This is a genomic window from Novosphingobium sp. BL-52-GroH (assembly GCF_044813085.1).
Taxonomy (GTDB): Bacteria; Pseudomonadota; Alphaproteobacteria; order Sphingomonadales; family Sphingomonadaceae; genus Novosphingobium.
On sequence record NZ_CP171149.1, the window covers coordinates 688,505 to 711,634 of the forward strand.

Consider the following 23,130-nt stretch of genomic DNA (forward strand, 5'->3'; position numbering starts at 1 on the left):
GGAGCAGCACCATGACCGTTCAGGGATGGCTGCTCATCGCGGCCTTCGTCGGCATCCTGCTGGCGATCACCAAGCCGATGGGCCTGTGGCTCTTCGCGCTCTACGAAGGACGCAGGACGCCGCTCCACTCAGCCCTCGGCCCCGTCGAGCGCGGATTCTACAAGCTTTCGGGCATCAATCCAGACGAAGATCAGTCCTGGCGCCGTTACGCGGTGCACATGCTGATCTTCAACGGCATGTTGCTGCTGTTGACGTATGTCTTGCTGCGGGCGCAGGCGCTGTTGCCGCTGAATCCGCTGGGCTATGGTGCCCTCAGCGAGCATCTGGCCTTCAACACGGCGGTCAGCTTCACGACCAACACCAACTGGCAGAGCTACGGCGGTGAATCGACAATGTCGAACCTGTCGCAGATGCTGGCGTTGACGATCCATAACTTCCTGTCGGCCGCTACCGGCATCGCGCTCGCCTTCGCGCTGTTCCGCGGCTTCGCCCGCCGGAGCGCGTCGGGCATCGGCAATTTCTGGGCCGACGTGACCCGCGTCACCCTCTACCTGCTGCTGCCGGTCTCGATCGTCTATGCGCTGTTCCTGATCGCGAGCGGCGTGCCGCAGACGCTGGCGGGGTCGGTCGACGTCTCGACGCTGGAGGGAATCAAGCAGACTCTCGCGCTCGGCCCGGTCGCCTCGCAGGAAGCGATCAAGATGCTCGGCACCAACGGCGGCGGCTTCTTCAACGCCAATTCCGCGCATCCCTTCGAGAACCCGACCGCGCTGACCAACCTGGTACAGATGCTCTCGATCTTCGCGATCGGCGTCGGCCTGACCTACACGTTCGGCAAGGCCGTGGGCAATACGCGCCAGGGCTGGGCGATCCTCGCCGCGATGATGGTTCTGTTCCTCGCGGGCACGACCATCACCTACTGGCAGGAGTCTGCCGGAAACCCGGTGCTGCATGCTCTGGCCGTCCCCGGCGGCAACATGGAGGGCAAGGAAGTGCGCTTCGGCATCGCCGCAAGCTCGCTGTTCTCGGTCGTCACGACGGCGGCGAGCTGCGGCGCGGTCAACGCCATGCACGACAGCTTCACCGCTCTCGGCGGGCTGATCCCGCTGTTCAACATGCAACTGGGCGAAGTCGTCGTCGGCGGCGTCGGCGCGGGCATCTACGGGTTCCTGCTCTTCGCCATTCTCGCCGTGTTCGTCGCAGGACTGATGGTCGGACGCACGCCCGAATACGTCGGGAAGAAGATCGAGAGCCGCGAGGTCAAGCTGGCGGTGCTGGCGATCGCGGTGCTGCCGCTCATCATCCTGGGCATGACCGCGATCGCCGCGGTGCTCCCGGCCGGGCTCGCAGGACCGCTCAACAAGGGGCCGCACGGGTTCTCGGAGATCCTCTACGCCTTCACCAGCGCGGTCGCCAATAATGGGTCGGCCTTCGCCGGGCTCACCGCCAACACGCCGTTCTACGACGGCATGCTGGGCGTGGCGATGTGGCTGGGCCGCTTCTTCATCATCATCCCGATGCTTGCCGTGGCCGGCAGTCTTGCCGCCAAGAAGTACACCCCCGCGAGTGCGGGCAGCTTCCCGACGACAGGCCTGCTCTGGACGGGCCTGCTGGTCGGCATCGTGCTGATCGTCGGCGGCCTGACCTTCCTGCCCGGCCTCGCGCTTGGTCCCATCGCCGATCATCTCGCGATGATCAGCGGCAAGCTTTCCTAAGGATCATCCAATGGCTCGGTCCGAATCCAAATCGCTTTTCACGGCAGACCTGATCGTTCCGGCGATCGGCGATGCCTTCCGCAAACTCGATCCCCGGCAGCTCATCCGCAATCCGGTGATGTTCACCACCGCCGTCGTCGCGGTGCTGCTGACGGTCCTGCTCATCGTCGGGCAGGACGGCCTCGCCGCCGGCTTCAAGATCCAGCTCGTCGCGTGGCTGTGGCTGACGGTGCTGTTCGGCACTTTCGCCGAGGCCCTCGCGGAGGGGCGCGGCAAGGCGCAGGCGGCTTCGCTGCGTGCCACCAAGGCGGAACTCACCGCCAAGCGCCTGAAGGGGGAGGGAGACCGCTACGACGACGTCCCCGCCAGTGCGCTGAAAAAGGGCGACGTGGTGCTCGTGCGCACCGGCGACCTGATCCCGTCGGACGGCGAAGTGATCGCCGGCGTAGCCTCGGTCAACGAAGCGGCCATCACCGGCGAGAGCGCGCCGGTCATCCGCGAGGCAGGCGGCGACCGCTCGGCCGTGACGGCGGGCACCCGCGTCATCTCCGACGAGATCCGCGTTAGGGTCACCGTCAACCCAGGCCAGGGTTTCCTCGACCGGATGATCGCACTGGTTGAAGGCGCCGAGCGCCAGAAGACTCCCAACGAGATCGCGCTCACCCTGCTACTGGTTGGCCTGACGATCATCTTCCTGATCGCGGTCGGGACCATTCCCGGGTTCGCGAGCTACGCTGGCGGTTCGGTCCCGGTCTCGATCCTGGCGGCGCTGCTCATCACTCTGATCCCGACAACGATTGCGGCGCTGCTTTCGGCCATCGGCATCGCCGGAATGGATCGCCTGGTGCGCTTCAACGTGCTCGCCAAGTCCGGCCGCGCCGTAGAGGCGGCGGGCGACATCGACGTGCTGCTGCTCGACAAGACCGGCACCATCACCATCGGAGACCGCCAGGCGACCGAGTTCCGCCCGGTAGGCGGGGTGAATGTCGACGAACTGGCCGAGGCCGCGCTGATCGCCAGCCTCGCCGACGAAACGCCCGAGGGCCGCTCGATCGTCGTGCTCGCTCGCGACCAGTTCGGCCAGACCGCGACGGTTCTGCCCGAGGGAGCAGAAATCATCCCGTTCACCGCGCAGACCCGTATCTCCGGCGTCAACACGGGTGGCCGGGTGGTCCAGAAGGGCGCCGTCCAGGCGATCCTGAAGGCGAACCCGGAAGCGGGCGCGACCGCGGCCGCGACGGAACTGCGCCGGGCAGCCGACGAGATCGGCCGTGCTGGCGGCACCCCCCTCGCGGTGGCCGTGGATGGCAAACTGCTCGGTGCGATCTTCCTCAAGGACATCGTCAAGGCCGGCATCCGCGAGCGCTTCGGGGAATTGCGGCAGATGGGCATCCGCACGGTGATGATCACGGGCGACAACCCGCTCACCGCCGCCTCGATCGCCGCTGAGGCAGGGGTCGACGACTTCCTCGCCGAAGCCACGCCCGAGGACAAGCTGGAGCTGATCCGCAAGGAACAGCAAGGCGGCCGTCTCGTCGCGATGTGCGGCGACGGCACCAACGATGCCCCGGCGCTTGCCCAGGCGGACGTAGGCGTCGCCATGAACACCGGCACCCAGGCCGCGCGCGAAGCGGGCAACATGGTCGACCTCGACAGCGACCCGACCAAGCTGATCGAGATCGTCGGCCTCGGCAAGCAGTTGCTGATGACGCGCGGCGCGCTGACGACGTTCTCGGTCGCCAACGACGTGGCCAAGTATTTCGCGATCATTCCGGCCATGTTCGTGGCGCTCTATCCCGGCCTCGGCGTGCTCAACGTGATGGGCCTGTCGAGCCCGCAAAGCGCGATCCTTTCGGCGATCATCTTCAACGCCCTCATCATCCCGCTGCTGGTGCCGCTCGCGCTCAAGGGCGTGGCCTACAAGCCGATGGGGGCTGGCCCGCTCTTGGCGCGCAACCTCGCCGTCTACGGCCTCGGCGGCCTCATCGCGCCGTTCATCGGCATCAAGCTCATCGACCTGGCCGTTGGCGGCCTCGGTCTCGCCTGAGGAAGCGACAATGAACAACGACATCCTCTCTTCGCTGCGTCCCGCATTCGTCATGGCGCTGCTCTTCGCGGTCTTGCTCGGCCTCGCCTACCCGCTCGCCATCACCGGGATCGGGCAGGCGATCTTCCCGGGCCAGGCCAACGGCAGCCTCGTCACCGAGAACGGCAAGGTCATCGGCTCCACGGTGGTCGGGCAGGCGTTTACCTCCGAGCGCTACTTCCAGACGCGCCCCTCGGCGGCCGGCAAGGGCTACGACGGGCTCGCCTCGTCAGGCTCGAACCTCGGCCCGACCTCGCAGGCGCTCGCCGACCGGGTGAAGGCCGATGTGGAGCGCCAACAGTCTGCGGCACCAGGCCGATCCATTCCGTCCGACCTGGTGACCACCTCCGCCTCGGGGCTCGATCCCGATATTAGTCCCGAGGCGGCCTTGTATCAGGTCGAGCGCGTGGCGCGCGTGCGCGGACTGGAGCCCGAGGCGCTGCGCCGCGTCGTCGCCGGCAGCATCGAACGCCCGCTGCTCGGTTTCCTGGGGGAACCGCGCGTGAACGTGTTCGAACTCAATCGACGTCTCGACGTTCTTGGCGCTAAACCAGCCCGGTGACCGAAACCGATCGCCCGTCTCCCGAAGCCCTCCTGCGCGCCGCCGCGCAGGAGGGGCGTGGCCGCCTCAAGATCTTCCTCGGGGCGGCTCCCGGCGTTGGCAAGACCTGGGAGATGCTCACCGAGGGGCGGCAGCGGCGCGAGAGCGGCGTGGACGTGATCGTCGGCGTGGTCGAGACCCACGGCCGGCGCGAGACCGAGGCGCTGGTCCACGGGCACGAGATCGTTCCCCGTCGCCAGGTGGAGCATGCCGGCCACAGCCTGGGCGAGATGGACATCGACGCCATCCTGGAACGGCATCCGGCCCTCGTCCTGGTGGACGAACTGGCGCACACCAATGCGCCGGGCAGCCGCCATCCCAAGCGCTATCAGGATGTCGAAGAACTGCTGGATGCCGGGATCGACGTCTATTCGACCCTGAATATCCAGCACGTCGAGAGCCTCAACGACGTCGTCGCCTCCTTCACTCGCGTCAGGGTGCGCGAGACGGTGCCCGATTCGATCCTCGAACAGGCCGAGATCGAAGTCGTCGACATTCCACCCGACGAACTCATCGAGCGCCTGAAGGAGGGCAAGGTCTATATTCCGCACGAGGCGACGCGGGCGCTCGGCCACTTTTTCTCCAAATCCAATCTCACCGCTTTGCGCGAGCTGGCGCTACGCCGCGCGGCGCAGGCGGTCGACGCGCAGATGCTCGAGCACTTGCGCGCGAACGCCCTGGCCGGCAGCTTCGCTGTAGGCGAACGCATTGTCGTCGCCGTCAATGAACATGCCCATGCCGCCGGGCTGGTCCGGGCAGGCAAGCGGCTGGCCGACGCGCTCCGGGCACCCTGGACGGCGGTGCATATCGAGACCCAGCGCGACCAGCAATTCGGCGACGCGGATCGGCGCCAGCTTGCCGACACCCTGGCGCTCGCCTCGCGGCTTGGCGCCTCCACCGCCAGTATCCCGGCCGGCAACGTCGTAGAGGGTCTGCGCGGCTTTGCACGAGAGGCGCGTGCGACGCAGGTCGTCATCGGCAAGTCCACCCGGTCGTGGTGGTTCGAAGCGCGGCACGGCTCCGTTGTCGACCGGCTGGTGCGCAGCATCGGCGACGTTGCCATCCACGTCCTGCCGTCCGAACACACGGACAACAAAGCCGATCGCAGCCGGGCGCACCGGCATGGGCATTGGGGCCCCCTTTCGAATTATCTGTACTCGCTGCTGATGGTAGCGGCGATGGCGGTGGTCGGACGCTTGCTGGTCGAGGCCATCGACCTCGGCAACATCGCGCTGCTGTTCCTGGTGCCGGTGATGTTCGCAGCAGCCTCGTTCGGGCTGCGCGCGGGGCTGTTCGCGGGGCTGTCCGCCAGCCTTGCCTACAACTTCTTCTTCTTGCCGCCCACCGGCACGCTGACCGTCAGTAATCCCGAGAACGTGATCTCGATTCTCGTCCTGCTTGGCGTGGCGGTCGTCACCAGCCAGTTCGCGGCACGGGTGCGGGCGCAGGCCGACATGGCCGGGTCGAGTGCAAGGCAGAACGCCGCGCTCGCGAGCTTTTCTCGGCAGCTCACTGCTGCAGTGACGCAGGACGAACTGGTGCAGGCCATCTGTGCCGAAGTCGCCCGCCTGCTGGATGTGCGGGCGGTGTTGCTGGTGCCATCCGCCAATGGTCCGGACCTGCGCGCCGCGTTCCCGCCGGAGGACAGGCTCGAACAGATCGAACTCGCTGCGGCGCAATGGGCGATCGACAACGAGCAGCCCGCCGGGCGCGGATCGGCGACGTTGACCGCATCCGACTGGTTGTTCCACCCGCTACGGACCACGCGCGGCGTGCTCGGCGTGCTGGGGATCGCACGCGAGGATACCCGCGATCCAATTCGGTCCGACCAGGTCCCGCTGCTGATGAGCCTTCTCGACCAGGCCTCGATAGCCTTCGACCGCATGGCGCTGGAAGAAGAAAACCTGAAGGTGCAAGCCGTGGGCGAGCGCGATCGCCTGCGCTCTGCATTGCTATCCTCGGTCAGCCACGACCTGCGCACGCCACTGACAACGATTCTGTCGGCGATACAGGAAATGCGCAAGCATCCGTCCGAAGGCCTCCTGGAAACGATCGATGCCGAGGCGCAGCGGCTCAACCGGTTCGTCGCCAACCTTCTCGATATGGCCCGCGTGGAGGCGGGAGCATTGCCCCTTAAGGTCGAGGCGACCGACCTGTTCGACGCTGTCGCTGGCGCCGTTCATGATACGAGGACTTCGCTGCATGACCATGTGGTCGAGGTGGACATCGTGCCCGACATTCCGCTCGTGCGACTCGACCCGGTGCTGCTTCACCATTGCCTCATCAACCTGCTGGATAATGCCGGGCGTTATGCTGATCCGGGATCGCCTATCGTCATTCGTTGCCGACGGATGCCAGATGCTCTTCTGCTGTCGGTGATCGACCAAGGGCCGGGCATCCCTTCAGGTCAGGAGAAGCGGGTGTTCGAGACCTTTACCCGGCTCGAAGGCTCCGACCGGGTTCGTCATGGCACCGGTCTTGGCCTCGCCATCGTCAAAGGCTTCGCCGAGGCCATGGGCTTGTCCGTAGAGGCCAGCAATAACGAGGACCCCTGGGGGGCATGCTTCACCCTACGTATTCCCAAATCTCTGATCATCGCCCATCTCGAAAGCAGGGAACTACCATGAACGTTCGCCACAAGGTTCTCATCGTCGATGACGAGCCATCCATTCGCCGGTTGATCCAGGCCGCCCTGACGCGCGCCGATTATACGACCGTCGAGGCCGAAAATGGGCGAGAAGCACTGGACAAGCTCCGCGACGAGAGGCCGGATATCGTCCTGCTGGATCTCGGGCTTCCCGATCGCGACGGACTCGAACTCGTGCCGCTCATCAAGAAGCAGACCGACGTCACCCTCATCATCGTCTCTGCGCGAGACGCGACCGAGGAGAAAGTCGCGGCCCTCGATCTTGGAGCGGACGACTACCTGACCAAGCCTTTCGATACCGACGAACTGCTCGCCCGGGTTCGCGTCGCGCTACGCAACCGTATGACGCGGGGCGGAGGCGTTCCGGCGATCGTGGCGGGCGACCTGAAGGTCGACCTGCTCGATCGCAAGGTTACCAAGGGCGGCAAGGAAGTGCACCTTACCCCCAAGGAATATGCGGTACTGTCCCAGCTCGCCAAGTTTCCAGGGCGGGTCATCACCCACGACCAGATCATGGTCCATGTCTGGCCCAACGAAAACGAGCGCCATGTGGAGTACCTTCGCGTGCTGGTGCGAACTTTGCGTCAGAAGCTCGAAAGCGACCCGCAACGCCCGCAGATCATCAGCAACGACGTCGGGATCGGCTACCGCTTCCGCATCCCCGAGGATACCCCGCAGGCATAAACCATCCGGCTCGATTATACAAAAAGGTGTGGCTGCGCCTCTCGAGGTCAGGACGGAAACGGCTCCATCGCTGACGCTGCCGTCGTCGCCTCGCTGACTGCCGCCTTCTAAAAGATGGAGAGAGCCCGGCTGATTAATGCCGGGCTTTTTTGCCAATCCGCAATCATGATCGGGCGATCGACATGATACTTGAAGCTGACGGTGTAGCAGAAAAAGACAGGCCGCCGTCCCGGCCAGCAAAAGCGTTTCGTCGCATTCGTCCAAGACAGAGCGATCTATTGGTGTGCGGTGCAAGAGTGCGACAAGCGATGCCATCGCTGTTGATTGCCACTGAATTGTGAGCCCGGGGTGTCTATAAGTTTCGACCGAAAATTGACCCATGTTTGCTCCCCTCCGGCTGCCAGTCGGATGGTCCCGGAGTGATCGACCTCTTAGTGAGGGACGAATAGCTAGCTGATTGGTAGAAATCGCCTGCAACGAGTTTTCACGAGGCGATGCGCGTTGCACGGTGAAGCAACAGGGGCCACGATGAACATTCCCGCATGGAATGTAGTTCATGGATCGCCTCTCAACCTTACAGCTTCTCATACGCATCGTTGAACTCGGAAGCTTCACCCGTGCCGCGCAGGAAGGCGGCTTGGGCCAGCCTGCGGTCAGTAAGCAGGTAGCGGCGCTGGAGGCCCGCCTTGGCGTTCGGCTGCTGGAACGCACCTCACGCGGACTGAAGCCAACCGCGGCGGGTCTGGATCTCTATCATTCAGCGGTCCGTCTCCTCGCCGATCTGGAAGAAACCGAGAGCCGGGTCCGGAGCGGAATTTCGGGTCCGGCAGGGCTCGTCCGGGTTGCTACGCCGCCAGCGTTGGGCCGGATGTATATCATCCCCCGTCTACCTGATTTCCTTGCGCAATTCCCGGAAATCGCGGTGGAGTTCTCAGTCGCCCAGCGGACGGTTGATCTGGTCCAGGAGGGCATCGACGTGGCCTTGCGAGTAGGACCCCTCAAATCGTCGACCCTCATTGCGCGCAGGATCGGCAGCATGGAGATGCTGACTGTCGCAACCGAGGGTTATCTCGCTGCTCGCGGCGTTCCCCGGCATCCCCACGACCTTGACCGGCACAGCCTGATCGCGGGCCACACGGGCGGCGCCACCCACGACTGGCGTTTTAGGGATGAGCAGACGGTCTTGTCGGTCACGCCTGTCGGCGCCGTGCGCTCTGATGATGGCGAAGATCTGAGAGCAGCGGTCCTTGCGGGGCTCGGCATTCTGCATGGCCCCTCGGCGCTCCTTCGCGCCGACCTCGACGCCGGCAGGGTCGTTCAGGTGCTTGAGCAATTCACGCCCGAGCCCGTGCCAATCCATCTGGTCAGTACCGGGGGACGCAAGATGGCCCAGCGCGTCCGCGTGTTCATGGATTTCCTGGCAGCGACCTTCGCCACCGATCCCGGCTTGGCTTCTTGATGGCCACAAGCATTCCCTTGGGGAATGGGAGCTAGTCGCGATGGCTGCCTACTGATCGACGCGCGAAGCCGTAAATCGGGCTGACCTCGCAAATGCGATTGGTGAGAAGGAACGATCATGACGACCATCGACACGCACACGCCTCCTGCCGCCGTTGCGGACAAGCTGGGAGTGGTCGAAGCGCTGTACCGCTTCGCTGCCGGCATCGATCTGCGCGACAACAATTTGCTGGCTTCGTCCTTCGCGGCAGACGCGGTATCGGATTTCCGGCCCGCTGCTGCCAAGGCAGGCTTTGAATATCCCGTGGTGGAAGGTCGCGATACCATCGTCACGGCTCTGTCGACCTCCCTCACTGGACTGGACACCACCCATACGGTCAGCAACCCGCGCGTGAGCGTCGACGGCGACAAGGCCCGCCTGGACGCGCTGGTCGAAGCCCAGCACGTTCCCACTAGCGATCCCTCGAAGCATTACCTGATGAAGAACCGGTACGATGTCGAACTGGTCCGCGAAGGCGATCTGTGGGTCATCCAGCGGGTGACGATCGACAACGTCTGGCGCTCAGGCGACATCGGCGTGCTCGGATCGATCTGATCGGGTGAGAAAGGCCGCCGCCTCTCGGCGGCGGTACGCCTGTTCCCGCCCAGCTTATTGCGGCCGCCAAGGATCACATGACAATGAATGACAAAGCATCAGACATTCTGGAAATCCAGATGTTGAAGGCGCGCTATGCCCGCTTCGGTGATACGAAGGATTGGGCCGAATTTCGCAAATGCCTTAGCGATGACTTTCATTGCCGGGTCGAGGGCGCGCCACGCGCTTCAGCCGACGCCCCGGCGGATTATGTCGTCAGCAGCGCCGACGCTTTCGTCGCCAATGCCCAGAAGATGATCTCGGCCATCCAGGCGATCCATCAGCTTTCATTGCCTGAGATCACGATCGCCAGTGATACGACCGCTACGGGGATCTGGGCGCTCCATGATTATCTTCTGGCGCCTCACTGCATCTTCAGGGGGTGGGGTCACTATCACGACGAGTATGTGAAGATCTCCGGGCATTGGAAAATTCGCAAGAGCGCGGTCACCCGGATCAGGGTGGAAGAAACCTGGCTCTAACGCATGCCCGGCTCTACACGGCCTGCCGCCGAAAGCAGGCAGCCTCGTGGTCGTTGGTGATCCCCACCGCCTGCATCCAGGCATAGACGATCGTCGGGCCGACGAACTTGAACCCGCGCGCTTTCAGGTCTTTCGAGATGGCTGCCGATAGCGCGGTCTGCGCGGTGTAGACATCGCCCGCGATCGGACGCCCGGACGTGAACGACCAGCAGTAGGCGGCGAAGTCCTCGCCGCGGTCCTGCATCGCGTTGAATATCTGCGCGCCCCGGATCGTCGCTTCGATCTTGGCGCGGGCACGCACGATGCCGGGATTGGCCATAAGGCGCTCGACGTCGTTCTCGTCGAAAGCCGCGACCTGCTTCGGATCGAACCCGGCGAAAGCCTCCCGGAAGGCATCCCGTTTCCGCAGGATGATCTCCCAGGAGAGCCCGGCCTGGAACCCTTCGAGCATCAGGGTTTCCCACAGGGCACGAGAATCGCGCTCAGGCACGCCCCATTCGGTGTCGTGGTAATGCTGCATAAGCGGGTTCGATCCCGCCCAACCGCAGCGATGCCGATTGTCCATGGCCTGGCTCTCCTGCTTCGTCACAGATCGATGATGGTAGTGTCGGCAATCGTTTCTGCGAAGCCGTCGCCGAACAGGCCAGCAGGGGTCTGGAAACCGGCTCGCACCTCGCCGCCCAGGACGCGCCGAGCGGCTTCAGCCGCAGCGATTGTCGTGAAGGTGTAGCCGTTGACGGTGTCGAGGACAGAGCGGACCACGATGCCATCTTCTCCGACCACCTCCACCGCAGCGTGATAGCGATTGGCCTCCCGCTGCTCCAGCGTCGGGCCGTCCGGCATCGCCGCGAGGTCGCCCTCCGGGAATGCCCCTTCGGTTACGTGAACGAATGTCTCGATGTCGGGGATGCGCGTCGCACGCCAGATCGTGATGAGATCAGGGAGCGTGACCGGAAAAGACGTCGCTGGTCCACTGCCGAAGTCGAAGGCCCGTACCTCCTCGGAGCTGCGCGCCACAAGCGTGCCACCGACGCGGTGCAAAGTTTCCGTCGTCAGGTTCTCGCTGGCGCTGACCGCCGACCCGCGCGAGAAACCACCGGCAACGTGAAGCGCGATGCTCAGCTTGCGCGGCGCTACAACCCGCTTGGCTGCATGGCTGGCCAGCGAGCCCAGCATGGCGACGCTGCCGCCGCTACCCGGCAGCAGCATGACACCGGCCGCCTCGGCTTGCGCATCCAGCGCTTCGGCGAGCCGATAGCTGTCCAGTTCGGCCGCGATGTCGAGATAATGGACGCCAGCGCCAATGCAGGCGCGCATCAGCGGCTCGGCGGTTCGCATGAAAGGACCAGCGCAATTGAGCAGGACGCCGATGTCTTCCAGTGCCGTCCGGGCGCCTGCTGCGTCATCGACCGCGAACAGTCGGTAGTCGACGCCAAGGTCTGCCGCTTGAGTGGACAGGCGATCCTCATCCTGCGGTCTGCCTGCGATCACGAAGTCCAGTCCGTGGGCCTTGGCATTGGTGGACGCCATGCGGCCGGTATATCCCGCCGCGCCATAGATCATCAGTTTCGTCATATCAGTGCTGCCAACTCTTGTAGGTGAATTCGAGGCTGTATCCGTCTGGATCCAGGACGTTCGCGGCGTAGTAGCGGGGGTCGTAGTGAAGCCGGGCGCCCGGCGCGCCATTGTCGGTCGCGCCTGCGGCAATTGCGGCGGCATAAGCCGCGTTCACTTCGTCCTTTGAGTTTGCGACGAAGCCGACATGCGCAGCCCCGCCTTCGACAATGCCCGGACGCAGCCAGAAAAACATGCGGCCCTTCGCGCCGAAGCCTTTCAGATCGGGATGCCCCGGCGGGCCATCCTTGCCATCATAATCAACCCGCTGCGTGATCCCGAGCGGAGCCAGCGTGGCGGTATAGAAGGCGATCGAGCGATCGAGATCGCTGACCGAGAGGAAGACGTGGTCGAGCATGGGGCTTCTCCTGTTCAGATGATGTAACCGCCGGCGATCTCGATCGACTGCGCGTTGACCCAGCGATTGTCATCGGACAGCAGGCTGGCGATGGCGCCGCCGACATCATCGGGCTCACCCACACGGCCGAGCGCCGTCTGCGAAGCGAGCAGCGCCTCGAACTCGTCATTGAGGCCGCCGCCCAGATCGGTGCGGATCGGCCCCGGCGCGATCGAGTTGGCGCGAATGCGGCGATCGCCGAACTCCTTGGCCATATACCGCGTCAGCACCTGAAGACCGCCCTTGAAACTGGCATAGGGCGCAACGCCGGCCGTCGCGACGCGCGACGTGGCGCTGGCGACGTTCAGGATGTGGCCGCCATCGGCCATGATCGGCAACAGTGTCTGGGTAAGGAAGAACGGCCCCTTGAGATGGACGGCGAAAAGCCCGTCAAATTCCTCTTCGGTCACCGTGACGATCGGGTTGAACAAGCCATAGCCCGCATTGTTGACGAGGCCGTCGAAATCGGAGCGATCCCAAGTCGCTTCCAGCGCGGTGCCGACCGCATCGCGAAACGCCGGGAAGGAGGATGTGTCGGAAACATCGAGCTTGAGCGCGACGGCGCGGCCGCCATCGGCCTCGATCTCTGCGACGACGGCCTCGGCCATAGCCGGGTTGCTGTTGTAGGTAAGGATGACACCCATGCCGCTCTTGGCACAGAGTCTGGCGGCGCTGGCGCCGATGCCACGGCTTCCGCCGGTGATGATGACGATTTTCACGAGAACCTCCGATGTTGCGGGCTGTCCATCGGGTACACCCGCCCCCAGATCGCCGCTCTCTCGATCCTCCTCGAAACCTGCCTGATTCTGCTTTTCCCTTGGCCGGGATGCTCTCGCGTGAGATGCCACCCTTCATGAACGCAACCCTCGACGAACTGCGGCGTCTTGCCGCCCATGCCGAAAACCGGCGCACTGAAACCGGTATTCCGCGCGTGGCTATGGTGCAGGGAGCGATCCCGGAGCACGAACTGGCGGCGGTCTACGATCCGATGATCAATCTGATCCTCACCGGATCGAAGACGATGACGGTGGGAAGCCGCACGTTTCGGTATGACCCCGCGACCTATTTCGTCATGTCGGTAGACCTTCCGGCAGTCGGCGCGGTCCATCCGGCAGAGACCGGCGAGCCCTATCTCGCGATCAGCCTGAAGCTGGAGCCGACCATCGTCGCCAACCTGCTCGCCGATCTGCCTAAACCTGCCGGAGGCGAGCTATACAGCTCCGGCTTCTCCGTTGCGCCTGTTACCCACGAGCTGCTCGATGCCTGGGCGCGGATGCTGCGCCTCATCGAACGCCCCAGCGACATTCCGGCCTTAGCGCCCGCCTATGAGCGAGAAATCCTGTATCGCGTCCTGCAAGGCCCCCATGGCTGGATGCTGCGCGACATCGCCGCCCCCGGCACGAATCTCTCGCGCATCGGCGTCACCATCCAATGGATCAGGGAGAATTTCACTAAGCCACTCAAGGTCGAGGCGCTGGCATCGATGGCGGCGCTGAGCGTTTCTGCATTCCACCGCCATTTCAAGGCGGTGACGGCCCTCAGCCCCTTGCAGTACCAGAAGCGCATCCGGCTTTTGCATGCCCGCTCGCTGTTGATCGCCGGTGAAGGCAACACGACGTCGATCGCCTTCGGTGTGGGCTATGAGAGCGCCACCCAGTTCAGCCGCGAATATTCGCGTTTCTTCGGCTTGCCGCCGTCGAAAGATTCGCTCCGGATTGTGCGGGGGATCCACGCCGCAGTGGCTTGATTACTCACTGCGGCGGGACGGTCGGCCTGCTATGTTTCCGATGTCAGGCGGCGGCTATCCAAGGGCCTTCGCCGTGAACATGGACGACGGTCTCCTCCTCCGACCATGCAAAATGCGAGACGCCTGGTGGAATGGCGACGACACCGCCCGGCGGCACGGCAATCCCCTCGGATTTGTCAAAGGTGTCGCCGATGCCGACGTAGAGCGTCCCTGAAATGACGGTGTTACGATCAATGAACGGCGCTTTGTGGGTGTGCGGCGGCGTATCGATCCCGCCGGGGAAGCGAACCCGCGCCAGAAATGGGCCCGGCGATGAAATGCTTCCTTCGACATCCACATATTGGACACCGGGCGCATTCGGAAAATCCTTCCATTCGACAGTCTGGAACGTCTCGATGATGACCTGGTCTTGCATTCGGCTCTTTCCTGTTCTGAGCATTCCGGTGTGAAGTTTACCGGACAGAACGGGGAGATAGGCAGCGCGATTCAGGCAACAAGAACGGTCAGATTGGGTCGCAGGGCACAGAAATGTTCGTGCACAAGCACCTGATCAGGCAGGTTCTTGCCGATCATTATATTCGGTACGCGCACTTTCGATTGCTGGCCGATTGGACTGCGACCACTCCATCAGCGTGTCGAGCGGCTCGATCAGAGATCTGCCCATCAAGGTCAGTTCATATTCGACCTTGGGCGGAACGGTCGCGAAGACACGGCGCTCGACAAGGCCATCCTGTTCGAGGCCTCGCAACGTCAACGTAAGCATTCTATGGGAGATGCCGTTGATCGCCCGCTGAATGGCGTTGAAGCGCGTCGGACCCTTCGCCAGCACGGCGACGACCATCACCGTCCATTTGTCGCCGATCCGGTCGAGGACCTCCAACAACGCACGGCAGCCTGAGTGGTCGTCCGAATCTATAGGCGAGGGAATGGCTGACGCCACGACTTGGGCTTTTGACACTGCCATGCACACCTGTGTTGGGGATTATATCGGACATCGGCGCTGCATCCTGAGCGCGTGGTAACAGCTACCACCCACTAACACGAACAAAAAGTGCGTTAGATTCACTTTGTTCATTGCGTCTAGGCGACCGGTGCGCAGGCGGTGACGATGGAGGACTCGCTTTCGTGCATTCACGGCTCGCTCGGCAAGAACGCCCCGGCATCCGAACATCTTCGATCGGAAATCGCGATCGTTGCGGGCATCGCCAAGGCGACCCTTCCAGCCAATCCCGACGTGCGCTGGGACGAGTGGACGGGAGACGACGCCAGGATCCGCGATGGCATCGAGAAGACCTATCCCGAGCCGTTCCACGACTTCAACCAGCGCGTGTTCACGCCAGGCGGATTCCATCCCGGCAATCCAGCGCGCGAGCGGATATGGAAGACTGCAAGCGGCAAGGCGCAGTTCAGCGTGCCCACCGCCATGCGCTCCATCGGCTTCGCGGATTCTCCGGGTCGGTTCCGGCTCATGACCTTGCGTTCCAACGATCAGTTCAACACGACGATCTACGGCTATTCCGACCGCCTGCGCGGCATAGAGGGCACCCGCGACGTCGTGCTCATGAACCCGGACGACATCGCGCAGGCCGGGCTGGTACAAGGTCAGGTGATCGGGCTGGTCGCCGATGCCGGCGACGGGGTCTATCGGCAGGTCGACGGGTTGACCGTCACTCCCTTCCTGCTCCCGCGCGGCTGCATCGGCGCCTATTATCCCGAGATGAACCCACTCATCCCCGTATGGTATCATGACGAGCAATCGCGCACACCTGCCTCCAAGGGCGTACCCGTGCGGATTGTTGCAAGCCCGGCGAATGCCTGAACGCCCCTGGCCCAAGCCAACGCCTTCGCATCCCAAGGAGCGATTGCGATGGTGGAACGTTGGAGCGAGTATGAGCGAAGGAAATCGCACGTCCAACCCGGTCAAGCGGGCCATCCGTCAACAGGTCGTCGGCATGTTCAACGACAGCCAGCGAGGCGAGGCGCCGGTCGTCAGGAGCCAGAATGCCCTGTTCGCGCCGACGTCCGTCGCCTGGCGAGTCCATGGCGACGTCGCCTCGATGATGGCGGGCGGCATCGCCAGCCTTCTGCTGCAGATGCTGCATCCCGGCGTTCTGGCAGGCGTGTGGGATCATTCCAATTTCCGCGCCGACATGCACGGCAGGCTGCGGCGCACCGCGCGCTTCATCGCCACCACCACCTATGCCGATCGCTGCGAGGCCGAGGCCATGATCCGGCGGGTCCGCTCCGTCCACGATGGCGTCAAGGGGCATCTCGCCGATGGCACCCCATACGACGCGAACGACCCAATGCTGCTGGCATGGGTGCATGTCACAGAGACCCGCAGCTTTCTGGATGCCTGGATCCGCTACGGCGAGCCGTGGATGTCGCGCACGGATCAGGACCGATACTTCGCCGAAATGGCCTTGATTGGCAGGGCGCTGGGGGCAGAGCCCTTGCCGCGCACCCGTGCCGAGGCGGATCGCCTGATAGCCGGGATGCGTCCGGCCCTGCAGGCGGATGCGCGAACGGCCGAAGTCGCCAGGCTGATCCTGTACCCGCCCGCAGCGAACTGGCTTGCCTCGGTGCCGGGCCGGCTTGCCGGTGAGGCTGGCGTCGATCTGCTGCCACGCTGGGCACGCGCGCTCCATGGCCTGTCCCCCTCGCCGCTTCGGACGCCGCTGGTACGGGCGGGCACGCTGGGCGTCGCGCAGGCGCTGCGCTGGGCGTTCAAGTGATGGAACGTCACGAGCAGCAGCTACGCGACCTCCACTGCGCGATGCACGAAGCCGCGTCTCAAGGCGATTTCGAGAAGGCCGCGCAGCTGCGCGACCGGATCAGCCTGTTGCGCGGCATACCTGCCGGCACGCCCGCACAGGACGTCGATCCCTCCGGTCTCGTTCGGCAACAACCGGGAGCGATGGGGCTGGGCACGAGCCGGCAGCACGTAAAGCCTCCTGCGGGATGGACACCGCCTAAGAAACCGGACCCGATGACGAAGGGGCGCGGGCGGGCTCGAAAGGACCGGGACTGAACTGCGCGGGGCCGTACGAAAGATAACTTCTATAGGTCTTCCGGGAACGCGCATGCCTGCTGGAGGCTTGTTTTTTCGATAACGGAACCGACAGCGAGGGCATGCCAGTGAAGGGCAAGGTCGAGAGCGATGCGGAGGCGATCGAATTGGTGCAGGCGCCTGCAAGGGACCCTGTCGCCCCGACGCGGTGCTCGTCGTACTGGAGCGCGATCACCGTGTCTTGCGCTATGCCATTGCCGGCGGTCCGCCGGCTGGCCGGCCCGCTCGCCTCGCCGGGATGGACGCGTGGCTGGAGCGCCACCCTGAGAACGAGGGTGGTCGAAGCAATGGCGGGAGACGGTCGTGGCACCTTGCTCGTGTCGGAGGGCTGCGGGCACCGGATGGCAGGGCAACGGCGTTGCTGATGGGGCCGGCGCTGGGCACGATCGAGCAAAGTAACCCCGCGCGTCGCAGCAGACGTTGTTGTTGAGATTTGAGATACCGGCGCAGCGGTGAGCGTCGTGAACGGTGGGATCGTCCTGAATCGCGTCACTTGAACGAATGGTGGTTCCGGGAAGCCGATTTCGGCTCGGGATCGGCGGGAATAAAGGCGGAAGTTTCGAGCACGCAAGGCGCTTACGGCGATCGCTAGCAACCCACGACGTTGGCCGCTGCTGGTCCGAACGTGCGGATCGGACCTGGGCTATCGTCGGTCGGCAGAGACCATTTTGGACCTTGAGCGCCGCCTTCCCTCGCCTCAATTTGCGGCGTGGACGGTTGTTTAGGTGCTCAACCCTGCATGCGAACGCTCCATAGCGCGCTTATAGGCGTCGCGGCCAGTGGTGCGGGAAAGGTAGGCTAGTTCGGCGTCGCCGAGCGTGATGCCACAGGCCCGTTGGCCCAGATCCAGGGCGTAGGTCACCGAGATGTCGGCAGCCGTGAAAGCGTCACCCGCGAGGTAGGGCGCGTTGGCAAGTCGTTGGCTGACCAGCTTCAGCCGCTTCTGCACCGATTGCAGACACCAGTTCGCGCCCCAGTTCTACCGCTCGGTCTCGGGCGCGATGAAGCGGCTGACGACGACGGGCATCATCAGGGTCGCGAGGCCGGCTTCACCGAGGTGAAGAAACTGCTGGTAAGCGGCGAAGTTCGGATCGTGCGGCGCAGGCGCCAGCGGTGTCGGCCCGTAGCGAGCCATCAAGTACTCCATGATCGCGATCGATTCGACCATGATGACGTCGCCGTCCTGTATCGCCGGGATGTAGTCGGCGGGGTTGACCGCCAGGAACTCAGGGTCCTGCATGTCCACCTGCCGGACGCGGTAGGGCAGGTTCATCTCGTCCAATACCCAGGCGACCCGGATCGATCGCGAGGTCTGTCCGCCCCATACGGTAATCATGCACCGGCCCTTCCCTGTCGTGACTGAAGAGCGAGCGTAGCGAACCTTATGCGAACTTGACACTCCTGGCCCATGGGAAGCTTGCCTGAAGAGAGGTAGATTTTCCACCCGATCCCTCGCGTACACAGGCACGGAATGTGAAGAATCCTGCGTAATGCCCTCTTTCTGAAAGGGGGCCGATCAGGACCACAACGCGTGCAAATGTAGTGCGGACAACGCATCGACGGGCACGTACTCGGCGCCTGCCCTGTCCAGCTGTGGCAATCCCGATCCGTCAGGCGCTTCCCGCAGGAGTTCTGCTGGAGCCACAAGGGGATTTCCGGCGAGGTGGCGAGGACACCTTCGTGTATTTCTCTTGGCAGCGGACTTTTACATGCACGAAGGACTGTTGTAATATGCGGCCGTGGCCGAGGGGCAAGCTACGGGAGTGAGCGCGATGGATACAGCGATTGCGAGTCGACGGTTCTTCGCGGCCGAGATGCGCTTCTTTGCAATCACCGCCATCGTCATGGCGCTCATTAATGTTAGTGCGTTCTCGTTCTTTGCAGCGATGGGCATATCATCGTTTCGCGCTCCTGTTTCTGTGCATATCCACGCCATTTTGTTCATGGGTTGGGTGCTGCTGTTCGTCTCGCAGGTGTCGCTCGCCGCAACCGGGTCGGTCGGACTTCATCGCAAATTAGGTTGGCTGGCGGTTGGCTGGGCTCTGGCTATGGTGGTCGTCGGCACCCTGTCGACGGTGTGGAGCACTCAAAAGGCGGCTGTCCCGTTCTTCTTCCTGCCCGCGCAGTTTTTGGTGATGAACCCGCTCAGCGTGGGCCTGTTCGCGGCACTTTTGATTGGCGGCGTGGTAAAGCGGCGCGATCGCGAGTGGCATCCGCGCCTCATCATCTGCGGCATGGCGGCTATCATGGGCCCCTCATTTGGAAGGCTTCTGCCCGCCCCGCTGCTCATGCATTCGATGCTGACGGCAGTCTTCATTGGCATGATCGCATTTCCGGTGGCGGGCATCGTGCGGGACAAGCGGCGCTACGGAAAGGTGCATCCGGCCTGGTGGCTGGGCCTCGCTTCACTCATGCTTCTCCAATTGGCTACCGAGACATTGGGCCGCAGTACGATCGCCGCGTCCATCTATGAGCATGTGGTGATCGGGACGCCCGGTGCGCTCGTCCCGCCGCTTGTCTACCAATCCCCGCCGTTCCCAACTTCTTGATGGTAGTGTCGCTAGCCTTGTAGACTAAGCCCCCTCGGACTGGATTGACCCACCATTGCCGTTCACAGCACCGGCCCGCTCCGCGGGAGGGTCGCTTGATGTGACTTAGCGTAGTATTTGAAAGGCTTTGGGCGGAGAGATGTGGCCGCTAGAGCATGCGGGTTCTTCACCCTAGCATCACCGGCCGCGATCCCGAAGCGATCGGACCGGAGCATTATCTTTCAAAACTCGCGAGGAAAGGCTCGGTTTCATTCCATGGGCAGGTCATGCGGGTGTAGCGGAGACCGCAATGGAATATCGTCCCCGAGCATCGCCACGACATTTGTCGGACGCAGCAAAACCAAGGCGTTATGATTGCGCATCCGCTGCTAGCGCGCTAGGGCACCCTCATTCGCAGGGACCCGGTGCAATTCCGGGTGGCTATTCCGGCCGCCGATCCGCCGGACAACGTTCGTCGCAGGCCGAAATCTGCCGCCTTAGCCGCGCCCTTCCTGCGATCATTGTCGGTTATCAAACATGAACAGCACCGCTTTTTCGCGTTACCGCGCCGAATGGTTCGATGGCGCGGGCAATGCCCGGCGAGACATCCTCGCCGGCATGGTCGGCACCTTCGCGTTGATCCCGGAAGTCATCGCCTTCTCCTTCGTTGCGGGCGTCGATCCGGAGGTCGGCCTTTTCGCCTCCTTCATCATCGGCATCGTCATCGCCTTCGCGGGCGGGCGACCGGCGATGATTTCCGGCGCGGCGGGATCGGTCGCCCTGGTCGCGGCTGCGTTGGTCCACGCCCACGGTTTGCCATATCTGCTTGCCGCCACGCTGCTGGCCGGTGTGTTCCAGATCATCTTCGGCCTGTTGAAGCTGGACATCCTGATGCGCTTCGTTTCCCGGTCGGTGCGGACCGGCTTCGTCAACGCGCTGGCCATTCTCATCTTCTCGGCGCAGGTGCCGCAGATGCTGGGCGTCACCTGGCACACTTATGCGATGATCGCTGGCGGGCTCGCCATCATATATCTGCTCCCCCGCCTGACGACGGCGATCCCCTCGCCCCTCATCTGCATCCTGGTCCTGACCGCGATCAGCATCGCCTTTCCCATGCCCATCCATGTCGTTTCGGACCTTGGCCGCTTGCCCGCGTCGCTTCCATCCCTGACCCCACCGGCCGTCCCCTTCGCATGGCAGACGCTCCAGATCGTCGCGCCCTTTGCGCTTGCCATGGCAGCGGTGGGTCTCCTTGAATCGATGATGACCGCCACGGTCGTCGACGACCTGACCGAGACCAACAGTTCAAAGGCCCGCGAATGCACCGGCCTTGGCCTTGCCAATGTCGCGGCCGGCCTGTTCGGCGGCATCGCAGGCTGCGGCATGATCGGCCAGACGGTGGGCAATGTGCGCTACGGCGGTCGTGGACGCCTCTCCACGCTGGTGGCAGGCGTGTTCCTGCTGCTCGTCATGGTCCCGCTGCGCCCGTGGATCGCGCAAGTGCCGGTCGCCGCGCTCGTCGCGATCATGATTATGGTGTCGGTCAGTACCTTCTCCTGGGGATCGATCCGCGATCTCGCGAAGCACCCCAAGGTTTCGGGCATCGTCATGGCCGCGACGGTTATCGTCACCGTGCTCACCCACGACCTGTCCGCGGGCGTTGCGGCGGGCGTGCTGCTGAGCGGCGTGTTCTTCGCCTTCAAGGTAACCCGGCTGATGAAGGTCGAGGCAGCCTATGACCCGGCGACGGAAACCCGGATCTACACGGTCAGCGGCCAGATATTCTTCGCCAGCGCCGAAATCTTTAGCGACCAGTTCGACCTTCGCGAGACCCCAGAGCGTGTCCGCATCGATCTCACCGCCAGTCATCTATGGGACATCACTGCGGTGAAGGCGCTCGAGGAGGTCGTGACCAAGATGCGGCGCCATGGCATCCAGGTCGAAGTGACCGGCCTCAATCAGGCCAGCGCCATTCTGGTCGACCGTCTGGCCCCTACCGTGGGCACGACCGTCGCCTAGGTGCAGCGCGCTTGCTCGGGCTTTTGCGGCTGGACCAACTTTGATGGTTGCCACCGGGTGGGAGGTTTCGTGATCGTGCTCACAACGAGCATCCGCGATAGGGGCGGATGAGCTCTCTCGTTGTGGCAGGATCTCAACGCATCGCGCGCCTCAAATCGCCTTGGTTAAGAACTGTTGAAACGCCATCGCGGTCGCGAGAACGTTCCGCGCGGAGACACATCGCCCGTCGTCTTCTGCGACATGGTGATAGCGATGTGTTCCAAAGACCCCGGCCACCGTTCCATATCCGGCTGCGATGACCTCGCTCAGTTCTCCTGCGGACAGGATATCGCTGGTGTAGGGCGCTTCCAGGCCGGGATGGCCTGCGAAAGTCATGCGGGCGAGAGCAAGAAGGGAACGGCTGACGGACAGGTAACGCTGGGGATCGACGCTGGGAAGGGCGCGGCCAGTCCCCTCATGCCAGTCCTGCGCTCCGACGTTGGCACCCAGGTGCAGCCACAGCTTCGTCACGGCGGGTTTGGGTGCCAGAGCCTTCAGCGATTTCAGCGCGCCCAGGTTCTCGTATTCGTGGCCGCTGTTGCAGATGAATGCCAGATTGTAGTCTCTGACCGCCGCGCTCGCCCAGCGCGCCAGCCAGAGCCATGCGGCGACGCCGGGGCCCCGTTCGCCGGCGCAGCCGTACCAGCCGGAGCGGGGAGTGGAGACGGCCAGCCACTGCGCCTTGCCGCGATCGATGCGGCCGATGAAGTTGTACGTGGGGCGATGCCCGCCGGCGCCGTCGAGGAACAGCGTCGCATCTGCTCCTGCTCCTGCGCCATCCAGGAAACCGCGCGCGTCTTGCGGTGCGATCAGGGCGACGGGCCCGGCGAACATGGGCTTGCGGCCGTCGGCGTTGAGGGCGATCACTTTGCCGGTCGGGCCGTTGGTGATGGCGACCACGGCGACCGCCCCGGCCGCGAAGGCTGCTGTGACCGGCGCGCGCACCTGCTTGGCGAGCGCGGTGGACAGGCGGCCGAACGGCAGGTCGACGAGCGCGATGGCCCCCTCTAGTGGGCTCGACGCCCGCCCCTCGCAATCCACCCGCACCAGTCGGCCGGTGATCCCTTCCGTGCCGGTGGGGACGACGATCGGCTGGGGCCATACCGCAGCCTTTACCGAACCGCAGACGAGTTCGCTGCGCCGCGTTTCGAAGAAGGGAACGGACAGGCTCTGGCGTTCGATTGCGAAGCCGAGCCCTTCCAGTTCGGCAGACAGCCATTCACCACAGGCGATATCGCCGGGTCCGCCCGCCTGCTTGCCGCCGAAGCCGATGTATCGCTCCAGATCCGCCGCGACCCAGGCTTCCGGCGAGGCTGCTGTCGCAGCTGGGGCCGCACCGGCAACCAGGGGAAGGACGGCGCTCGCCGCGAGGAAGTTTCGCCTGCTCGTCTCTTGCATCATGCCTGTCC

Annotated in this window: 22 protein-coding genes, 1 pseudogene and 1 other annotated feature; of the genes and pseudogenes, 14 read left to right on the plus strand and 9 right to left on the minus strand. The window is 64.0% G+C overall.

Annotated features, from left to right (window positions below):
- Positions 1-11 precede the first annotated feature (11 nt).
- The 8 genes from kdpA (at position 12) to ACFFDA_RS03055 (ending at position 10,307) form a co-directional block, all read left to right on the plus strand.
- Positions 12-1,715 (plus strand): potassium-transporting ATPase subunit KdpA, encoded by a 1,704-nt coding sequence (kdpA, locus tag ACFFDA_RS03020; protein WP_404478120.1) that lies wholly within the window; start codon positions 12-14, stop codon positions 1,713-1,715.
- A 10-nt stretch (positions 1,716-1,725) separates the two neighbouring features.
- The gene (kdpB, locus tag ACFFDA_RS03025) at positions 1,726-3,762 is read left to right on the plus strand and encodes a potassium-transporting ATPase subunit KdpB (protein WP_404478121.1); all 2,037 of its coding nucleotides are present in this window, start codon (positions 1,726-1,728) and stop codon (positions 3,760-3,762) included.
- 10 nt (positions 3,763-3,772) lie between these two features.
- Complete coding sequence (gene kdpC, locus ACFFDA_RS03030; protein WP_404478122.1) at positions 3,773-4,363, plus strand: potassium-transporting ATPase subunit KdpC; 591 nt, start codon at positions 3,773-3,775, stop codon at positions 4,361-4,363.
- Entirely contained in the window at positions 4,360-7,029 is a 2,670-nt protein-coding gene (locus ACFFDA_RS03035) for a DUF4118 domain-containing protein (RefSeq protein ID WP_404478123.1), read from the plus strand. The genes kdpC and ACFFDA_RS03035 overlap by 4 nt, the downstream gene beginning before the upstream one ends.
- On the plus strand, positions 7,026-7,733 hold the full coding sequence (locus tag ACFFDA_RS03040) for a response regulator transcription factor (protein WP_404478124.1): 708 nt from the start codon (positions 7,026-7,028) through the stop codon (positions 7,731-7,733). Before ACFFDA_RS03035 ends, ACFFDA_RS03040 begins: the two co-directional genes overlap by 4 nt.
- Before the next feature lie 556 nt (positions 7,734-8,289).
- Complete coding sequence (locus tag ACFFDA_RS03045) at positions 8,290-9,192, plus strand: LysR substrate-binding domain-containing protein (protein WP_404478125.1); 903 nt, start codon at positions 8,290-8,292, stop codon at positions 9,190-9,192.
- A gap of 117 nt (positions 9,193-9,309) precedes the next feature.
- On the plus strand, positions 9,310-9,786 hold the full coding sequence (locus ACFFDA_RS03050) for a nuclear transport factor 2 family protein (RefSeq protein ID WP_404478126.1): 477 nt from the start codon (positions 9,310-9,312) through the stop codon (positions 9,784-9,786).
- Between the two features lie 83 nt (positions 9,787-9,869).
- Complete coding sequence (locus ACFFDA_RS03055) at positions 9,870-10,307, plus strand: nuclear transport factor 2 family protein (RefSeq protein WP_404478127.1); 438 nt, start codon at positions 9,870-9,872, stop codon at positions 10,305-10,307.
- Between the two features lie 13 nt (positions 10,308-10,320).
- Here the strand turns inward: ACFFDA_RS03055 and ACFFDA_RS03060 are convergent, their stop codons facing one another.
- Genes ACFFDA_RS03060 through ACFFDA_RS03075 form a run of 4 tightly spaced genes read right to left on the minus strand, consistent with a single transcriptional unit; the run spans position 10,321 to position 13,037 of the window.
- Positions 10,321-10,872, minus strand: a complete 552-nt coding sequence (locus ACFFDA_RS03060; RefSeq protein WP_404478128.1) for a DNA-3-methyladenine glycosylase I — start codon at positions 10,870-10,872, stop codon at positions 10,321-10,323.
- A 20-nt stretch (positions 10,873-10,892) separates the two neighbouring features.
- Positions 10,893-11,870 carry a saccharopine dehydrogenase family protein gene (locus ACFFDA_RS03065; RefSeq protein ID WP_404478129.1) on the minus strand — a complete coding sequence of 326 codons (978 nt, stop codon included), beginning with the start codon at positions 11,868-11,870 and terminating at the stop codon, positions 10,893-10,895.
- 13 nt (positions 11,871-11,883) lie between these two features.
- On the minus strand, positions 11,884-12,279 hold the full coding sequence (locus ACFFDA_RS03070; RefSeq protein ID WP_404478130.1) for a VOC family protein: 396 nt from the start codon (positions 12,277-12,279) through the stop codon (positions 11,884-11,886).
- A 14-nt stretch (positions 12,280-12,293) separates the two neighbouring features.
- Positions 12,294-13,037 (minus strand): SDR family NAD(P)-dependent oxidoreductase, encoded by a 744-nt coding sequence (locus ACFFDA_RS03075; RefSeq protein ID WP_404478131.1) that lies wholly within the window; start codon positions 13,035-13,037, stop codon positions 12,294-12,296.
- 134 nt (positions 13,038-13,171) lie between these two features.
- Here ACFFDA_RS03075 and ACFFDA_RS03080 point away from each other — a divergent pair, with 134 nt between their 5' ends.
- The gene (locus tag ACFFDA_RS03080) at positions 13,172-14,065 is read left to right on the plus strand and encodes an AraC family transcriptional regulator N-terminal domain-containing protein (RefSeq protein ID WP_404478132.1); all 894 of its coding nucleotides are present in this window, start codon (positions 13,172-13,174) and stop codon (positions 14,063-14,065) included.
- Between the two features lie 43 nt (positions 14,066-14,108).
- Here ACFFDA_RS03080 and ACFFDA_RS03085 read toward each other — a convergent pair whose 3' ends face one another.
- Both ACFFDA_RS03085 and ACFFDA_RS03090 read right to left on the minus strand, forming a co-directional pair.
- Positions 14,109-14,480: a cupin domain-containing protein gene (locus ACFFDA_RS03085; RefSeq protein WP_404478133.1), complete on the minus strand. Its 372-nt coding sequence runs from the start codon at positions 14,478-14,480 to the stop codon at positions 14,109-14,111.
- 135 nt (positions 14,481-14,615) lie between these two features.
- Entirely contained in the window at positions 14,616-15,029 is a 414-nt protein-coding gene (locus ACFFDA_RS03090; RefSeq protein WP_404478290.1) for a winged helix-turn-helix transcriptional regulator, read from the minus strand.
- 120 nt (positions 15,030-15,149) lie between these two features.
- Here ACFFDA_RS03090 and ACFFDA_RS03095 point away from each other — a divergent pair.
- The 3 genes and pseudogenes from ACFFDA_RS03095 to ACFFDA_RS03105 form a co-directional block, all read left to right on the plus strand.
- Positions 15,150-15,884 (plus strand): annotated as a pseudogene (locus ACFFDA_RS03095) (molybdopterin dinucleotide binding domain-containing protein); the annotation flags it as partial.
- Between the two features lie 70 nt (positions 15,885-15,954).
- Positions 15,955-16,800, plus strand: a complete 846-nt coding sequence (locus tag ACFFDA_RS03100; protein WP_404478134.1) for an oxygenase MpaB family protein — start codon at positions 15,955-15,957, stop codon at positions 16,798-16,800.
- Positions 16,800-17,096, plus strand: coding sequence for a UvrB/UvrC motif-containing protein (locus ACFFDA_RS03105; RefSeq protein ID WP_404478135.1), 297 nt, complete (start codon positions 16,800-16,802; stop codon positions 17,094-17,096). Before ACFFDA_RS03100 ends, ACFFDA_RS03105 begins: the two co-directional genes overlap by 1 nt.
- A 760-nt stretch (positions 17,097-17,856) precedes the next feature.
- Here ACFFDA_RS03105 and ACFFDA_RS03110 read toward each other — a convergent pair.
- Both ACFFDA_RS03110 and ACFFDA_RS03115 read right to left on the minus strand, forming a co-directional pair.
- A complete protein-coding gene (locus ACFFDA_RS03110) occupies positions 17,857-18,084 on the minus strand; it encodes a glutathione binding-like protein (protein WP_404478136.1) in 228 nt (75 codons plus the stop codon).
- A 30-nt stretch (positions 18,085-18,114) separates the two neighbouring features.
- Positions 18,115-18,471 (minus strand): glutathione S-transferase family protein, encoded by a 357-nt coding sequence (locus tag ACFFDA_RS03115; protein ID WP_404478137.1) that lies wholly within the window; start codon positions 18,469-18,471, stop codon positions 18,115-18,117.
- A 436-nt stretch (positions 18,472-18,907) separates the two neighbouring features.
- Between ACFFDA_RS03115 and ACFFDA_RS03120 the strand changes: the two genes are divergently transcribed.
- Both ACFFDA_RS03120 and ACFFDA_RS03125 read left to right on the plus strand, forming a co-directional pair.
- Positions 18,908-19,684, plus strand: a complete 777-nt coding sequence (locus ACFFDA_RS03120; RefSeq protein ID WP_404478138.1) for a hypothetical protein — start codon at positions 18,908-18,910, stop codon at positions 19,682-19,684.
- 394 nt (positions 19,685-20,078) lie between these two features.
- Positions 20,079-20,134: a sequence feature (sul1 is cis-regulatory element that is thought to sense ions involved in sulfur or methionine metabolism; They are found in Alphaproteobacteria), on the plus strand.
- 66 nt (positions 20,135-20,200) lie between these two features.
- Positions 20,201-21,682, plus strand: coding sequence for a SulP family inorganic anion transporter (locus ACFFDA_RS03125; RefSeq protein WP_404478139.1), 1,482 nt, complete (start codon positions 20,201-20,203; stop codon positions 21,680-21,682).
- Between the two features lie 150 nt (positions 21,683-21,832).
- On the opposite strand, the gene ACFFDA_RS03130 is transcribed toward ACFFDA_RS03125, so the two are convergent.
- A complete protein-coding gene (locus ACFFDA_RS03130) occupies positions 21,833-23,122 on the minus strand; it encodes a twin-arginine translocation signal domain-containing protein (RefSeq protein ID WP_404478140.1) in 1,290 nt (429 codons plus the stop codon).
- Positions 23,123-23,130 lie beyond the last annotated feature (8 nt).

Bases quoted from the DNA above. Each gene is read 5' to 3' on its own strand.
- ACFFDA_RS03120 (WP_404478138.1), top strand. From the start codon at position 18,908: ATGGATACAGCGATTGCGAGTCGACGGTTCTTCGCGGCCGAGATGCGC.
- ACFFDA_RS03105 (WP_404478135.1), top strand. From the start codon at position 16,800: ATGGAACGTCACGAGCAGCAGCTACGCGACCTCCACTGCGCGATGCAC.
- ACFFDA_RS03090 (WP_404478290.1), bottom strand. From the start codon at position 15,029: ATGGCAGTGTCAAAAGCCCAAGTCGTGGCGTCAGCCATTCCCTCGCCT.
- kdpA (WP_404478120.1), top strand. From the start codon at position 12: ATGACCGTTCAGGGATGGCTGCTCATCGCGGCCTTCGTCGGCATCCTG.
- ACFFDA_RS03080 (WP_404478132.1), top strand. From the start codon at position 13,172: ATGAACGCAACCCTCGACGAACTGCGGCGTCTTGCCGCCCATGCCGAA.
- kdpC (WP_404478122.1), top strand. From the start codon at position 3,773: ATGAACAACGACATCCTCTCTTCGCTGCGTCCCGCATTCGTCATGGCG.
- ACFFDA_RS03115 (WP_404478137.1), bottom strand. From the start codon at position 18,471: ATGATTACCGTATGGGGCGGACAGACCTCGCGATCGATCCGGGTCGCC.
- kdpB (WP_404478121.1), top strand. From the start codon at position 1,726: ATGGCTCGGTCCGAATCCAAATCGCTTTTCACGGCAGACCTGATCGTT.
- ACFFDA_RS03125 (WP_404478139.1), top strand. From the start codon at position 20,201: ATGAACAGCACCGCTTTTTCGCGTTACCGCGCCGAATGGTTCGATGGC.
- ACFFDA_RS03050 (WP_404478126.1), top strand. From the start codon at position 9,310: ATGACGACCATCGACACGCACACGCCTCCTGCCGCCGTTGCGGACAAG.
- ACFFDA_RS03060 (WP_404478128.1), bottom strand. From the start codon at position 10,872: ATGGACAATCGGCATCGCTGCGGTTGGGCGGGATCGAACCCGCTTATG.
- ACFFDA_RS03070 (WP_404478130.1), bottom strand. From the start codon at position 12,279: ATGCTCGACCACGTCTTCCTCTCGGTCAGCGATCTCGATCGCTCGATC.
- ACFFDA_RS03130 (WP_404478140.1), bottom strand. From the start codon at position 23,122: ATGATGCAAGAGACGAGCAGGCGAAACTTCCTCGCGGCGAGCGCCGTC.
- ACFFDA_RS03040 (WP_404478124.1), top strand. From the start codon at position 7,026: ATGAACGTTCGCCACAAGGTTCTCATCGTCGATGACGAGCCATCCATT.
- ACFFDA_RS03065 (WP_404478129.1), bottom strand. From the start codon at position 11,870: ATGATCTATGGCGCGGCGGGATATACCGGCCGCATGGCGTCCACCAAT.
- ACFFDA_RS03045 (WP_404478125.1), top strand. From the start codon at position 8,290: ATGGATCGCCTCTCAACCTTACAGCTTCTCATACGCATCGTTGAACTC.
- ACFFDA_RS03055 (WP_404478127.1), top strand. From the start codon at position 9,870: ATGAATGACAAAGCATCAGACATTCTGGAAATCCAGATGTTGAAGGCG.
- ACFFDA_RS03085 (WP_404478133.1), bottom strand. From the start codon at position 14,480: ATGCAAGACCAGGTCATCATCGAGACGTTCCAGACTGTCGAATGGAAG.
- ACFFDA_RS03100 (WP_404478134.1), top strand. From the start codon at position 15,955: ATGAGCGAAGGAAATCGCACGTCCAACCCGGTCAAGCGGGCCATCCGT.